Here is a 13,903-nt window from a genome sequence, read left to right as displayed (position 1 = left end):
ATCCTTTGCAACCAAACAGTTACAATCACTGAATGGTTTTATGTTTTACCTTATCCAAATCCCCGAATAATATATTTCCCTTTCTTAAGTTAAAAAACCCTCCTAAAGTAGGGAGGGTTGATAATAACGAGTCATCGGAGCCAATCTGGTACGTTTACACGAAAGGAGATTTCTTTGGAGCAGGATTATGCACTGGTTGTCGATGACCATCCGCTGGTGGCAAGCGGCATCGCCAATTACCTGAATACGCATTGTCGTTTTAAACATGCCTATGTGGTAACCAACGAAGCTCATTGTTATCGCCACATTCTGGAAAATGGCGCTCCGCGCTTAATGGTTATCGATTTTTGGTTGTCCGAGGGTACGGCGTTGAAGTTACTCAAAGAGCTAAAAGACCAGTATTCGAAGATTCGTTTTCTGGTGGTCAGCGGCGATGAGAACAATGAAATAGGGCAAAAGGTGCGTGATGCCGGCGGGCACGGCTTTGTGCTTAAAAATGAGCCACCCGAATTATTCGCCGAAGCCGTTTCCGCTCTGATGGAAAATAAAAATTGGTTCCCTCTTGAGCATGAAGAATGTGTAACCAGCACTCACAGCCACCTGCAAAAATTCAATTTAACCCCGCGGCAAATAGATGTATTAATCATGATGATGCGCGGTTTCCCCAATAAGCGAATAGCTTCGCAGTTGTCTATTTCCGAACCCACGGTTAAAGAGCACATCAGCAACATTCTCAAAAAAATAGGCGTAAACAGCCGGGTGGAGGCCATCACCCTGCTGCATGGCAGGCAGGATCATTTGCAATGAAATTACTTCAATCATTACAAAATGATGAGATCTCCCCACGCGCGCAGATCCGCCTGCTGGACAATACCTTCATGCGGTTGGTCTTCAGCTTTACCGCCGTGCCCTTTGTCGGTATTCCTTTCGCCATTTGGCTCTATTTGTTGGGGAAAGAACTCACGCCGATTATTGCCTGGATACTGATATATTTCCTCTGCGCATTGGCCATCAGACTATGGCATCGCCGCTATCGCTATGATACCCAGAAAAATAACGCCAGCGCAGTGATTAGCCGTTGGCTGCCACGCATTAATAACGTCGCCTTCGTGCATGGTTTAGGCATTTCATCCTTATATTTAATCGCCCCGGAAAAAAACAGCTTCGATTTTTTCCTGTTATTAAACATCAGTATCGCGGCCATCGTCGCCGCCAACGCAACCCATCTGACACCGGTCATCAGCACCTTTACGCGCTTTTTCTTTGCCTCTTGGGGCGTGCTTAATCTCGGTATTATCTGGCGATTAGACGATGTCATGCCGATCGTATTGATGCTCAATTTGCTTTATGGGTTCGCCATTTACCGGCACGCATTGACCTCGCACGCCTTCTTTATTCAGCAAGCCCTGCTCGAAGAGAAAAGCTCGCGCCTTGCGGAACAATTTCGGCAAGCCAAGGAAGAGGCGGAACAAGCCTTGCTGGATAAAAATCAATTCTTGACCACCGCCAGCCATGATTTGCGCCAGCCGGTACACGCGATGGGCTTTCTGATCGAGGCCATCATCCATAAGAATCGCGACGCTACGCTGATCCCTCAGCTGTTGGATCTGCAACAAAGCGTGCGATCGGTGCACCTGATGTTTAATTCGCTGCTCGATCTCAGCAAGATTGAGTCCGGCAACGTCAGTACGGCGACCACCCATGTGGACATTGGAAAGCTACTGGATTCCGTGATTACGCTGTTTCGCGAAGAGGCCAACAGCCGGGCATTATCATTGCGCACATGGCGGCCCAAACGACGAATTTGCGTGATGGGCGATCAATTGCTCATCCGGCAATCGCTGATCAACCTGATACAAAATGCGCTGCGTTATACGCAAGAAGGCGGCGTATTGATAGCGATCCGCCCGCGGGGCGAGGAATGCCTGATCGAAGTGTGGGACACCGGCGTCGGCATCGCCGATGAAGAGAAAGGTAAAATCTTTTCCCCCTATTATCGCCCCGAGCTGGCGTGGAAAATCGACAGCGCCGGCCATGGATTGGGGTTGGCGGTGGTGGCGCGCTGCGCCAAATTGATGAAGGTGAAATACGGCATGCGCTCCATCGAAGGCAAAGGATCGCGTTTCTGGATGCGTTTTGCCTTGTATGCCGGCGAAGAGCACCCGCCGGAAAGCGTTAACAGCTACGCCAACACCGGCACCCCAACCCGCTATGAGTCATTGAGTGGCGCCTGCCTGGTGGTGGACGATGACCCGCTGGTGACCTCCGCCTGGGAGAGTTTAATGAGCACCTGGGGCATTACCGTGCGTTGCGCGGCTTCCGCTGAGGAGGCTTTTGCGATTATCGACGAAGGCTTCACGCCTTTCGCCGTGCTGTGCGATCAACGGCTCCGCTCCGGCGAGAGCGGCTTTGATATCTTGAAAGCGCTGTTTGAGCGCCTGCCGGATACCAGCGGCGCCATGGTCAGCGGGGAATTCAACTCGCCGGTTCTGCAAGAGGCCGAGCAGGAAGGCTACCTGGTATTGAGAAAGCCGCTGGAGCCGGCGAAATTGCATGCTTTGTTGAGCCAGTGGGCGAGTAGTTAGCGAACACAGACTGGCCGGAACGGGGCTCCGGCCCCGTCGCCAAAAAACGCCTTAAACGCCAAGCCCGCGCAGCAGGCCCTCGAGGTTGCGCTCACCCTCTTTAGTCTGGGCGCCGGCCTTAAGCCCACCACGGATCAGCTGCTCCGCGGCCGGGCAGGTAAACAAACCCGCCCAGGCATCGTGCTCGCGACAAAAGCCCGCCCGCAAATCCGGCACTGGCATCGCCTGCTTGGCCGCCGCGATAACCCCCGCAGGCAATGCCGCGATGTTGCGCGCTAACCGATCGACGAACGCATCAAGCTCGGCGGCGGGCAATGCGCGATTAATCCAGCCGTAGCGCTCTGCAGTTGCCGCGTCGATAAGATCGGCGCCAAGGATCACTTCAAGCGCGCGGCCGCGCGTCATGCGGCTCGTCAGATATTGGGTCGCGCCGCCGCCGGGCGTAATGCCCATCAGGGCTTCGCACTGGGCAAGCCCCGCCCGCCCTTCCGCGGCGAAGGCCATGTCGGCCGCCGCCACAAATTCTGCGCCGCCGCCGCGCGCCAGCCCGGCCAGCTTAACGAGGGTGACCTGCGGTTGGCTGCGCACCAGCTCGCCAAAAGCCTGGAACGGATTAAGCCCCTCCGGCGCGTTGCGCGCCAGTTCATCGAAGGCGTGCGGCTCATCGATCAGGGTCATATCAACATGCGCAATGAAGAACTCGGGATCCGCGCTCTGAAAAACCAGCACGCGCGTGTTCGGATCGTCACGTACCGAGAGCAATAAACGACTCATTTCCGACATCAGAGCCACATCGAGCACGTTTACCGGCGGATTATCGATAGTGACCGTCAATACGCCGTGCGCATGAGACAACCTGAGCTTGCTGAAATCTGTATCTTTCATGTCCATGTCCTTTTTGCCAGGGGATAGCGGTGCTGGATTTTCGCGCCGTTCGTCGAATGGTATACTTTGCATACCTGGCGTCAATTACGCACCTGAAGCATCCCAGGGATGCCGGAGGATACCTATGGATAAGACTGACCTGATCTACCGCGCAGATTGCCCGAGCCGCATCGTTCTCGACCAGATCGCCGACAAATGGTCAATGATGGTGCTGGAGGTGCTGCGTGAGCCGCAGCGCTTTAACGCCATCAAACGCCGCCTGGATGGCGTCACTCAACGCGTACTGACCCAAACGCTGCGCAAGCTGGAACGCAACGGCATGGTGAAGCGCAAGGTGTTGGATGGGCGGGTGCTTGGCGTCGAGTATTCACTGACACCGCTTGGCGAATCCTTGCAGGGGCCGTTCTCGATACTGTTCAACTGGACGCTGGGGAATATGGACGCGATTCAGGACTGCCAGCGCAGGTATGATGAGCAAAGCGAGTGATGCGATTGCCATAAAAACAGAAAAGATAATTAAGGAATAATTTAAATAAAAATATTATTTAGTATATAAATTAGATGGCCATTTCAACGGCCATCATAAAAAAATACTTATAGAACAGAAAGCATCACCGCACATACTTGAACTTAACAAATTTGTTGATGAAAGCATTAAGCCCATCACCATTTTCGGCAAGCCTCTTCATCGTCTCTACATTTTCAGCACCAGCACTGGCGTAACTGTAGGTATAAGATCTAGCAGTACCGTCGAACCATACAGTTATGTATGTATCCCCAATGTCATAACCTCTGACACCTGAATCATTATTAATATCTTTATAAACTTGCATTTTACTCTCCTAAGTAATAATTCAATATGAATTTATAATCGATAACAATGCCATGACGAGCCTTAATTAAATCATTAAAAAAAATAAAAATAAATATATTTGATGCATTAATAACACCTATTCAATTACCAAGATAATTAATTAAATTTAAACTTATAACCTATCAAAAACGCATTCACACGATTGATTAAAAGAATATGAGAATAAAGAAATATGACTCTAACCAATTCCTGACTGGATTTTTATCCCTCATAAACCCAGTCGTTACCAACTTAAAAATTTCATATCGATGAAAAAGATATTTTATTCATCGATTACTTTACCCGTAACCAACCAATTAATTAAACAGCCTAACCATTCCAAATTAATATATACCATAAATCGTTCTTTAATTATTAACCAATAAATAACTCCACAGCAACACACGGGTTTACAATAAAGACAATCTACTAATTTAGCCACCAACTTCTTTATTGATTTTATTCATAAAATCCAAATGCGGGTGAACTATTTCCATATCATTAATCACCTCAAGATTGTTAAATTTTTTATTTTCATCACTTTTAATAAAACATTTTGCACTGTAGTAACACTGAATATACGCTTGGGAAATAACATCAATATAATTTGACTTTTCCTTGTTTGATAGGGAAGTTTCAGACATTTTTTATAAATTCCTTCCGTATACTGTGTACGTAATCTAAATGTTTATAAGTTAAAACTAAATTTCGAATTCTGACTTCAGAAATATTCATTACAATATCAGGATAAAACCTATCAAAACAAAATGAGACTGATTCTGGAGGGAGTATTACGGTTATTCTCTCTACATTATCATTGTCAAAATCACTGTAAAATTCAATGCAAAATTTAACTCCCATCTTTGACGCTTCCATTATTTGCTGTGCTTCAATTTCTATACATTTTATTTTTTTTATTTATTAGAGATGAAATTGTAAATTTTTCCTTAACTGCATTTAGCGAAATTCCCTATTATAACCCCAGCAATTGCTCCCATCCACGGTTGTCTCCAAAAAGGTTGTTCCAAAGGAAGAGTAATTAATTTTATTTCACCAGCCAACTTATTAATGCTAGCCAATATCTGTAATGCTGTTAAGTCGCTCATGATTGCCTCATTAAAAAAACCAGACCCAAATTTCACACAACACCCTAACAATATATATTCTACCAAGTAGAATTAAACTAGGTAATTCAACTCTAAAACCTTATTTATTAACAAGTTAAAAATATAGCACATAACAAAAATGGTGAAAAACCACAATCTAATAAAAACGCAAAAAACATTAGGATAAAATAATAAAACAGAGGACATATATAACTCCCCTTCATCAATTACAAAAAATAATAATATTTTTTATTTTTAATTTACTATATTAAACACCTTACACTACGCCATGATAAATTCCATTCCAGAAAAAATGAATGGCAGGGGCAGTGTTCAGCTAAATTCATAGCATTCATGACTTAGCTTGAGACTCAACAGGTAATCTAGCCCGTAAATCTAGAAGGTGTACATATATAAAAACACCTCCCCCCAACGCCTCTTGGACTCTTTCTGCTTCTTCGTTCAGTAGCGACAACAATTCGTCCGCCTTGATCATGCGTTTTGAAACTGGATGTTTCCATTGACGATCTTTCGCGAGGGTCACCAGCAAAGTTCCTGATTTACTGTGCTCTGCTGCCATGTATTTTTTAACCAATTGACTTTCAATTGTATCTCTTAAATCTGTAGCAGTTCGTCCATCGCCAAGCTTAAGTTCGATAACAGCTTCATGATTTGACGATACGGAGCGTAAACGTATATCGGTTTCTTTTTCGTCGGCTGTCACAGCCTCCTGATCTACAGTGTAGATAGAGTTCGACGCATAGCTTAGCGTGCGCGCGATTTCTCGACGCATGATCTTCTCATCTGATATCCCCGCCCAAGCTTCTCGAGGTGAAACATCACTTAGCAGAAGGTCATCAAGGTCAGACAACCGATCCTTCATAATCGCAAACATGGCTTCATTCGTTGAGGCTGGTGCTTCACCGCTTCGATCAAGCGCTACCGCTTGCACCTCATCAAATGCGTCGGCATCTATCTCTTGTGCCCAGTTCTCTGCCGCCACAGCTAAAATGCGATCCTTAAAATGAGCGCACAAAGGATCCGCCGCCATTTCGAGCTTAGCAGCCAAGCCCTCTTCACCTTTCGTGTTGAATAGTGCGGTTACAATATTATTACGCGCATGCTCAGCGTCGTCTCGAGTGTCCGGTGAATAAGCCCCTTCGTGGTGCGCATCGTCTTTTATACGAACATGGCTATAGGCGAGACGAAGTAGACGCAGCAACAATCGCGGAGTAAAGCGTTCGTCACCTAAACCAATTACGTCTTGACGATCCCCAAAGAGTCTAGCGAGCCATGTAACAACCTCTGATCGCTCAGTTGACTCAAGGCCCGCTAGCTTTTCGACAGCCACCTGCGGATTAATCCGCATCAAAGTCGACAACCAAACAAGGTGCAACGCAAACGGCATTTGTTGCTCAAGCCTTTGGAGTGCCCTTTTTTGAAGCCTTTCAATTTCTGCGGAATCGCCATGCTTCAAAATAACCCGCGTGACTTGCCGAACCCTTTCCGTCATTCCGGCCACATTATCGGGGCTATTGAGCAGGTCATCCTCTGCATCCAGCCAGGATTCAAGCCGTGGCAGAAATAGTCTCGCTACTTTCTCGGATGCATAACCAATTCCTTGAAGCAAGCCCGAATGGCCATTTGCACTTGGTGGCTGGCTCAAGTCCCATGTCAGTTCATTTCCAAGCGTCTGGTCTACGGCTTTTGGATGCGCGTCCACGAGAGACTCTACCCACTGCGGGAGGCCATTCAGTTCAATTGGAGCGTACCGTGCCGCCAATTGGGCCTCAGGATCGCTGAGCTTAGCTACCCAGTCGCGATCCTCTGCTTCAGCATAGATCGCCGCCAGACCAAGCTGCCAACGTACAAGAAATGTATTTCGCTCGCCTTCTGGCCTTTCACTGGGGAAAGTTGGGTGATCATCGCGCCAGATTTTCATCAGAACACGACGCAACCTATCGGCCGTTTCTGGGTTGAATTGCTCTTCTATGAAACGACGATTCCAGCCCGAAGAGCGACTGTCGTCACCATCGTGCCGCATGGCTAGCCACAAATTCCAAGCAGTATTCCAACCCTGCTTAGATGAAAAGGCCTCTTCAGGCTGATTGGCAATATCCCGCCAAAACAGAACCCAACTGACGTGGTTCTTGGCCTTTCGGCGTTCCTCTTTTTTCTTTCGTTTGGCCTGTTTCTTTTCCCAACGACGATGTTCTTTTTCATGCTTCGATGGTTTCAGCCAGCTCTCAAACCTTTGCATGAATAAAGGTTCATCCGCTATGAGTAGCCTAAGCCCTTCAACGTATTCCTTCCAATTATTACGCTCCGGTGACAAACGGATGGCTGCTTCAAGGAGCATCGCGCGTTCACTTGTTTCACGGGTCGTGTCACCAAGCGCCTTGCTCATCCAAGTCAGATCCCGATCGGCTCTTAGCAGGACCGCCCCATCATGAATTGTGATCTTTGCGAGCCGTCCACAAGGGTCTTTGACTTCATGGAGTGACTGAAGCAAAGCATCCTCAACCCAGAAGAGGCGAGCATTGTCATCTCCATTCAGATTATTAAGGCGCCCACGAAGTGACTTGATCGGCTCATCGTCGCTATGGTCCCGGTGATGCAATCGCAATGCAAGTACGCCAGCGCGCAGCCACTTGTCATCCTGGCTGATATCGAGGCCGCGCTCACAAGTTGCGGCGAGCGCACCACTGAGGTGTGGCCGATCGCTGGAAATGTGCGACAACTCTTTTCGCCATGTGAGCCCCTCTGATACCAACATCACAAGACAATCGCGAAGCTTCTCAAGAGCAATAAGATTGAGGGTCGATGCTGCTATTAACCGTGGAAGCTGCCAACTGAGATCGTCAAAACTACGTTTTTCTCGCTTTATCCATCGAAGAGCCCGACAAAGCTGCTCAACTGACATGTAATTTGGGAAAAGGCGTAGTGTGGCACTACCCGCTACTCGATCAGGCCAAATATCGCCAGCATTTGCAATACAAGCAGAAATATCGCTGAGCCTATTGTCATCAAGGGCGACTAACGCATCAAGAGCTGTTATACGCTCAACGACAGGTACTGTAATGTCCTGAGTGATATCAAATGCTATGTCAGCACAAGCTTTGATACAGCCCGACTCAATAAGATTGATAAGGACTTCTCTTACATCCGGATTCTCCACACCGCTGCGCCAAATCCGGTCAATTTCCCCTGCCAGTTCTTTCGATGCAAAACGATGGACCTGAATGTGAGGCACTCTAAGACCTCTCCATCCACCAAAGCCGTAACGATCAGCGTAGGCACGAAGAGCCTGATTCCGCTGTATTTGCGTTAGCGACTCTGGATCGCCTTCATCCAAGAGTACAGCAGGCTCATTGTCCCGCAAAAGCTCAAATATCCCGTCGTCTTGCAGAGCCAACCACCCCGCCACTGGTCGCTTAGACGGGCGAACGATCGTCTTGCCTTTAGTCTCCGCAAAGAGAAGCCGTTTGAGGGCCCGAAACGGCATGCCTTGCCTCCGTAGAACCATTAGCCGATTCGCAGCAAGATACTCGGCAACAGAGCGATGATGGAAACGCACTCGACCATATGAAGCGAAGCCAAATAGCGGACGCTCAAGTAGGGCTTTCCTTTCGTTCGGTTGCCAATCAGATAGGATGACCGATGGGTCGAGAGCCGCCTCATCGTCTACAACATAGGATGCTGCGCTATGGCGCATGGTTAGACAACGCGTCATTTGAGCTGCAAGTGCAAGTCGGCTAGCTCCTTCGAGCGCCTTATCTACGGACAACTCCGCTGGCTCAGGTCTATCATCGCGGGGAAGCAGCTTCACTCGAACATTCGTGGCAACCTGATCACGATGCGTTCGGATGCGCTTGTGCTCACGCCAATCCACGCACAACTCAATGAGGTCCTGAGGTCTACGTGCAAACTCTTGAGCATTGCGACGTTGTAAATCCTTAAGAAGTTGCTCAGGATCATTCACGCCCTGGTCTCGAGAAAATTGGATTATCTGTTCATCCGACAGTGGCATCAAGGCGACAGATCGCCATTCCGGAGATTGGTTATTGCTTTTGTCGTCGTGCCGCTCCAGATGCTCACGCATTGCGATCTTCGCAAATGTCTCTTCATTGGGCTCCGAAGACGGTGCCGGAGGAACAGGTAGTACGTTTCGGACCAGCTGTTCGTCGAAGGGTATCGGTCTTGTCGTGATGACGAGTCTCACTTGATGAAGCTGATTTCCGACGCACTTCTTAAGTCGTTTGAGCGCGCGTTCAAACGAACCCAATGTCAATTTCAGTTCATCAATCGAGTCTAGGAAAAACGTTGCAACCTCAGATTGTGAGGTAAGCCAAGCATCCAGCCTGGCTTCTTCGTCTGCATCTAGCAGACTACGAAGTTCTTCGGTCGCCAAAGCCGCCAATTCAACGAAGAATGCAGCTTCACCAGCAGCCCACAGACGCTTCGCCTGTGTACGACATTCATAGGTTTTTCCTGCCCCCGCCTCGGAAATTATCAGTACACGTTTTGATTGCAGTAAATCATCCCATGTAGAGCCTCGCGCCCAGCCCAATTTAACCAAAAATGACTGCTGGTCGGTAAAATTAATTTTCCCATCGGGAATGTTTTGGAAAGTTCTTTTAATCATTTTAATGACGTTCTCTAAGCTATGAATTTATCAGTCCCTTTGCTGAAGCTCCACTCACTTGCTACAAACTAAGCAACTTCAATCTGTCGCAGTGCTCAGCTAAAACTGGCTACTGCGTTAGAGTTTTGCCTGAACCTTTTCTCTGATTCGTTAGATGGTAGTACATCGCTATATGCATGCGGTTGGAGGTTCTGTAATACCAACTATATAGTCAGTTATTGCGTAATGGACTTCGCTAAAATTCATATACCCTACTAACGGGTATCCACTCGTTTTTAAGATTCTTGGAGAACTGCCCCATAGGAGTCATTGACGCTCCCGGCAGTTGCCACGACGGCTCATGCTTTGCTTTATCCGATAACGCCACAGCATCTGCTGGGTCCAGATAATTCGGGATATCAAAGGTGGAATTGACCATCTAGTATCAGGCACTTGTAATACCAATAACTATGCCATAAAAAATGGTGTTTGGCGGTGCCAAAACTTACCAATCACAAAAACAAAAAAACCCGCAATTACGCGGGTTTAGTCATTTTATTGCCTGTCAGTACCAGCTATTGCCAGTCGCAGGTTTATTCCCACTCAATCGTAGCCGGTGGCTTGCCGCTGATGTCATAAACTACGCGGGAAATGCCGTCCACTTCGTTGATGATGCGGTTGGAGACGCGGCCGAGGAAATCGTACGGCAGGTGCGCCCAATGCGCGGTCATAAAGTCGATGGTTTCCACTGCGCGCAGTGAAACAACCCAGTCGTATTTACGGCCGTCGCCCATCACGCCGACCGAACGCACCGGCAGGAATACGGTGAACGCCTGGCTGACCTTGTTGTACAGATCGGCTTTATGCAGCTCTTCGATGAAGATGGCGTCGGCACGGCGCAGCAGATCGCAGTACTCTTTCTTCACTTCGCCCAGCACGCGCACGCCCAGACCTGGCCCCGGGAACGGGTGGCGGTACAGCATGTCGTACGGCAGGCCCAGCTCCAGGCCGATTTTGCGCACTTCGTCTTTGAACAGCTCTTTCAGCGGCTCGACCAGGCCCAGCTTCATCTCTTTCGGCAGGCCGCCCACGTTGTGGTGCGACTTGATCACGTGCGCTTTGCCGGTGGCGGAAGCGGCGGATTCGATTACGTCCGGGTAGATGGTGCCTTGCGCCAGCCATTTCACTTCGTCTTGCTTGCAGGCTTCTTCGTCGAACACTTCAACGAATACGCGGCCGATGATCTTGCGCTTGGCTTCTGGCTCGTCAACGCCGGCTAGCGCGCTCAGGAAGCGTTCTTCCGCCGCGACGTGCACGATGTTCAGGCCGAAGTGGTCGCCGAACATCTCCAGCACCTGGTCGGCTTCGTTCAGGCGCAGCAGGCCGTTGTCGACAAACACGCAGGTCAGGCGTTTGCCGATGGCGCGGTGCAGCAGCATGGCGGTAACGGAAGAATCCACGCCGCCGGACAGGCCGAGGATCACGTGATCTTCGCCCACTTGCTCGCGGATACGCTCAACCGCATCTTCGATGATGGTCGCAGGCGTCCACAGGGCTTCACACTGGCAGATATCCAGCACGAAACGCTCCAGCATGCGCTGGCCCTGACGGGTGTGGGTCACTTCCGGGTGGAACTGCACGCCGTAGAAGCGTTTTTCTTCGTTGGCCATAATGGCGAACGGGCAGGTATCGGTGCTGGCGACGGTCACGAAGTCGGAAGGGATGGCGGTCACTTTGTCGCCGTGGCTCATCCACACGTCCAGCAGCGGTTTGCCGGCAGCGCTGAGGGCGTCTTCGATGCCGCGAACCAGCGCGCTGTCGGTGGTCACTTCCACCTGCGCATAGCCGAACTCACGCTCGTTGGAACCCTGCACATGGCCGCCCAGTTGCATCGCCATGGTCTGCATGCCGTAGCATACGCCCAGTACCGGCACACCGGCGGTGAACACGTATTCTGGCGCACGCGGGCTGTTATGTTCGGTGGTGCTCTCCGGGCCGCCGGAAAGGATGATGCCGCTTGGATTGAATTCGCGGATTTGCTCTTCGCTAACGTCCCAGGCCCACAGCTCACAGTAAACGCCGATTTCGCGCACGCGGCGTGCTACCAGTTGGGTGTATTGCGAACCAAAATCCAGAATAAGGATGCGATGCTTATGGATATTATTTGTCATGTGAGGCGAATTCCAGCAACAGAGAAAAAGAGCGAAAAATAAGGTTTCGGGGCGAGGAGCCAAGCCCCCCGCCCCGGCCTCTCCCGCAGGAGAGGGTCAAGCATTAACCCATGCGGTAGTTCGGTGACTCTTTAGTGATGGTCACGTCATGCACGTGGCTTTCCTGAATGCCGGCGCCGCTGATGCGCACAAATTCAGCCTTGGTGCGCAGATCGTCGATGGTGGCGCAACCGGTCAGGCCCATGCAAGAGCGCAGACCGCCCATTTGCTGGTGCACGATCGCTTTCAGCATGCCTTTGTAAGCCACGCGGCCTTCGATACCTTCCGGCACCAGTTTGTCGGCGGCGTTATCGGTTTGGAAGTAACGGTCGGAAGAGCCTTTGGACATGGCGCCCAGCGAGCCCATACCACGGTAGGATTTGAACGAACGGCCCTGGTACAGCTCGATTTCGCCCGGCGATTCTTCGGTGCCCGCCAGCATGGAGCCGACCATTACGCAAGATGCGCCGGCCGCGATGGCTTTGGCGATGTCGCCGGAGAAGCGGATGCCGCCGTCGGCGATAACCGGGATGCCGGTGCCTTCCAGCGCTTCAACCGCGTCGGCGATAGCAGTGATCTGCGGTACGCCAACGCCGGTCACGATACGGGTGGTACAGATGGAGCCAGGGCCGATACCCACTTTCACCGCGCTGACGCCGGCGTCAGCCAGCGCTTTGGCGCCGGAGGCCGTAGCGACGTTGCCGCCAACGATCTGCAGATCCGGGTATTTGGCGCGGGTTTCGCGAATGCGCTGCAATACGCCTTCGGAATGGCCGTGAGAGGAGTCGATCAGGAGTACGTCAACGCCTGCAGCGACCAGCGCGTCAACGCGCTCTTCGTTGCCGGCACCGGCGCCAACCGCAGCACCAACGCGCAGGCGGCCATGCTCATCCTTACAGGCGTTTGGCTTGCGCTCCGCCTTCTGGAAGTCTTTTACGGTGATCATGCCCAGCAGATGGAAGTTGTCGTCCACCACCAGCGCTTTCTCAACGCGTTTTTCGTGCATTCTTTGCAGCACGACTTCACGCGCTTCACCCTCTTTCACCGTGACCAGGCGCTCTTTCGGCGTCATCACGGCGGTAACAGGCTGGTTCAGATCGGTCACGAAGCGCACGTCACGGCCGGTGATGATACCGACCAGTTCGTTCTCTTCGGTCACTACCGGGTAGCCGGCAAAGCCGTTACGCGCGGTCAGTTCTTTCACTTCTTTCAGCGTGGTGGAGGGGGTTACGGCTTGCGGGTCGGTCACTACGCCGCTTTCATGTTTTTTCACGCGGCGGACTTCTTCAGCCTGACGCTCGATAGACATGTTTTTGTGAATGAAGCCCAGGCCGCCTTCCTGCGCCAGCGCAATGGCCAGGCCGGCTTCGGTTACGGTATCCATGGCTGCGGACAGCATAGGGATATTCAGGCGGATAGTTTTGGTCAATTGGGTGCCGAGCTCAGCGGTATTAGGCAGAACCGTAGAGTGAGCTGGAACCAGGAGAACGTCGTCAAACGTTAGTGCTTCTTTCGCGATACGTAGCATGGGCAATATCTCACCAGAGTGGGCTGTGAAAAAGATAAAATATTGCCGCGGCATTATACAGAGCGTAATCGGTTGCCTCCAGCACTTTCTCACAAAAACTCTTGATTACCTT

At 50.6% G+C, this 13,903-nt stretch carries 10 protein-coding genes and 1 pseudogene; 3 read left to right on the top strand and 8 right to left on the bottom strand.

Annotated features, from left to right (window positions below):
* Positions 1–174: 174 nt before the first annotated feature.
* A complete protein-coding gene (locus ACUTSW_RS20960) occupies positions 175–807 on the top strand; it encodes a LuxR C-terminal-related transcriptional regulator (RefSeq protein WP_445585267.1) in 633 nt (210 codons plus the stop codon).
* Positions 804–2,585: an ATP-binding protein gene (locus tag ACUTSW_RS20955; RefSeq protein WP_445585266.1), complete on the top strand. Its 1,782-nt coding sequence runs from the start codon at positions 804–806 to the stop codon at positions 2,583–2,585. The genes ACUTSW_RS20960 and ACUTSW_RS20955 overlap by 4 nt, the downstream gene beginning before the upstream one ends.
* A 51-nt stretch (positions 2,586–2,636) precedes the next feature.
* Here ACUTSW_RS20955 and ACUTSW_RS20950 read toward each other — a convergent pair whose 3' ends face one another.
* Positions 2,637–3,470 carry an enoyl-CoA hydratase/isomerase family protein gene (locus ACUTSW_RS20950; RefSeq protein WP_445585265.1) on the bottom strand — a complete coding sequence of 278 codons (834 nt, stop codon included), beginning with the start codon at positions 3,468–3,470 and terminating at the stop codon, positions 2,637–2,639.
* Positions 3,471–3,594: 124 nt separating this feature from the next.
* Here ACUTSW_RS20950 and ACUTSW_RS20945 point away from each other — a divergent pair, with 124 nt between their 5' ends.
* Positions 3,595–3,957, top strand: coding sequence for a winged helix-turn-helix transcriptional regulator (locus ACUTSW_RS20945; RefSeq protein ID WP_445585264.1), 363 nt, complete (start codon positions 3,595–3,597; stop codon positions 3,955–3,957).
* 124 nt (positions 3,958–4,081) lie between these two features.
* On the opposite strand, the gene ACUTSW_RS20940 is transcribed toward ACUTSW_RS20945, so the two are convergent.
* From ACUTSW_RS20940 to guaB, 7 genes and pseudogenes are all read right to left on the bottom strand, one after another.
* On the bottom strand, positions 4,082–4,303 hold the full coding sequence (locus ACUTSW_RS20940; RefSeq protein ID WP_445585263.1) for a hypothetical protein: 222 nt from the start codon (positions 4,301–4,303) through the stop codon (positions 4,082–4,084).
* A gap of 454 nt (positions 4,304–4,757) precedes the next feature.
* A complete protein-coding gene (locus ACUTSW_RS20935) occupies positions 4,758–4,967 on the bottom strand; it encodes a hypothetical protein (protein WP_445585262.1) in 210 nt (69 codons plus the stop codon).
* Between the two features lie 303 nt (positions 4,968–5,270).
* Complete coding sequence (locus ACUTSW_RS20930; protein ID WP_445585261.1) at positions 5,271–5,429, bottom strand: hypothetical protein; 159 nt, start codon at positions 5,427–5,429, stop codon at positions 5,271–5,273.
* Positions 5,430–5,781: 352 nt separating this feature from the next.
* Positions 5,782–10,074, bottom strand: coding sequence for an NACHT domain-containing protein (locus tag ACUTSW_RS20925; protein WP_445585260.1), 4,293 nt, complete (start codon positions 10,072–10,074; stop codon positions 5,782–5,784).
* Positions 10,075–10,169: 95 nt separating this feature from the next.
* Positions 10,170–10,452 (bottom strand): annotated as a pseudogene (locus tag ACUTSW_RS20920) (IS3 family transposase); the annotation flags it as partial.
* A gap of 194 nt (positions 10,453–10,646) precedes the next feature.
* Complete coding sequence (gene guaA, locus ACUTSW_RS20915; RefSeq protein ID WP_445585259.1) at positions 10,647–12,224, bottom strand: glutamine-hydrolyzing GMP synthase; 1,578 nt, start codon at positions 12,222–12,224, stop codon at positions 10,647–10,649.
* Between the two features lie 103 nt (positions 12,225–12,327).
* A complete protein-coding gene (gene guaB, locus ACUTSW_RS20910) occupies positions 12,328–13,791 on the bottom strand; it encodes an IMP dehydrogenase (protein WP_004952045.1) in 1,464 nt (487 codons plus the stop codon).
* Between the last annotated feature and the right edge of the window lie 112 nt (positions 13,792–13,903).

It is taken from the genome of Serratia sp. TSA_198.1 (assembly GCF_052686505.1).
This window is presented reverse-complemented; position numbering and strand designations above follow the sequence as displayed.

What these genes read in the sequence shown, in the direction of transcription:
- ACUTSW_RS20955 (WP_445585266.1), top strand. Translation starts at nt 804, where the DNA reads ATGAAATTACTTCAATCATTACAAAATGATGAGATCTCCCCACGCGCG.
- ACUTSW_RS20930 (WP_445585261.1), bottom strand. Translation starts at nt 5,429, where the DNA reads ATGAGCGACTTAACAGCATTACAGATATTGGCTAGCATTAATAAGTTG.
- ACUTSW_RS20940 (WP_445585263.1), bottom strand. Translation starts at nt 4,303, where the DNA reads ATGCAAGTTTATAAAGATATTAATAATGATTCAGGTGTCAGAGGTTAT.
- ACUTSW_RS20925 (WP_445585260.1), bottom strand. Translation starts at nt 10,074, where the DNA reads ATGATTAAAAGAACTTTCCAAAACATTCCCGATGGGAAAATTAATTTT.
- ACUTSW_RS20950 (WP_445585265.1), bottom strand. Translation starts at nt 3,470, where the DNA reads ATGAAAGATACAGATTTCAGCAAGCTCAGGTTGTCTCATGCGCACGGC.
- guaB (WP_004952045.1), bottom strand. Translation starts at nt 13,791, where the DNA reads ATGCTACGTATCGCGAAAGAAGCACTAACGTTTGACGACGTTCTCCTG.
- ACUTSW_RS20945 (WP_445585264.1), top strand. Translation starts at nt 3,595, where the DNA reads ATGGATAAGACTGACCTGATCTACCGCGCAGATTGCCCGAGCCGCATC.
- ACUTSW_RS20935 (WP_445585262.1), bottom strand. Translation starts at nt 4,967, where the DNA reads ATGTCTGAAACTTCCCTATCAAACAAGGAAAAGTCAAATTATATTGAT.
- guaA (WP_445585259.1), bottom strand. Translation starts at nt 12,224, where the DNA reads ATGACAAATAATATCCATAAGCATCGCATCCTTATTCTGGATTTTGGT.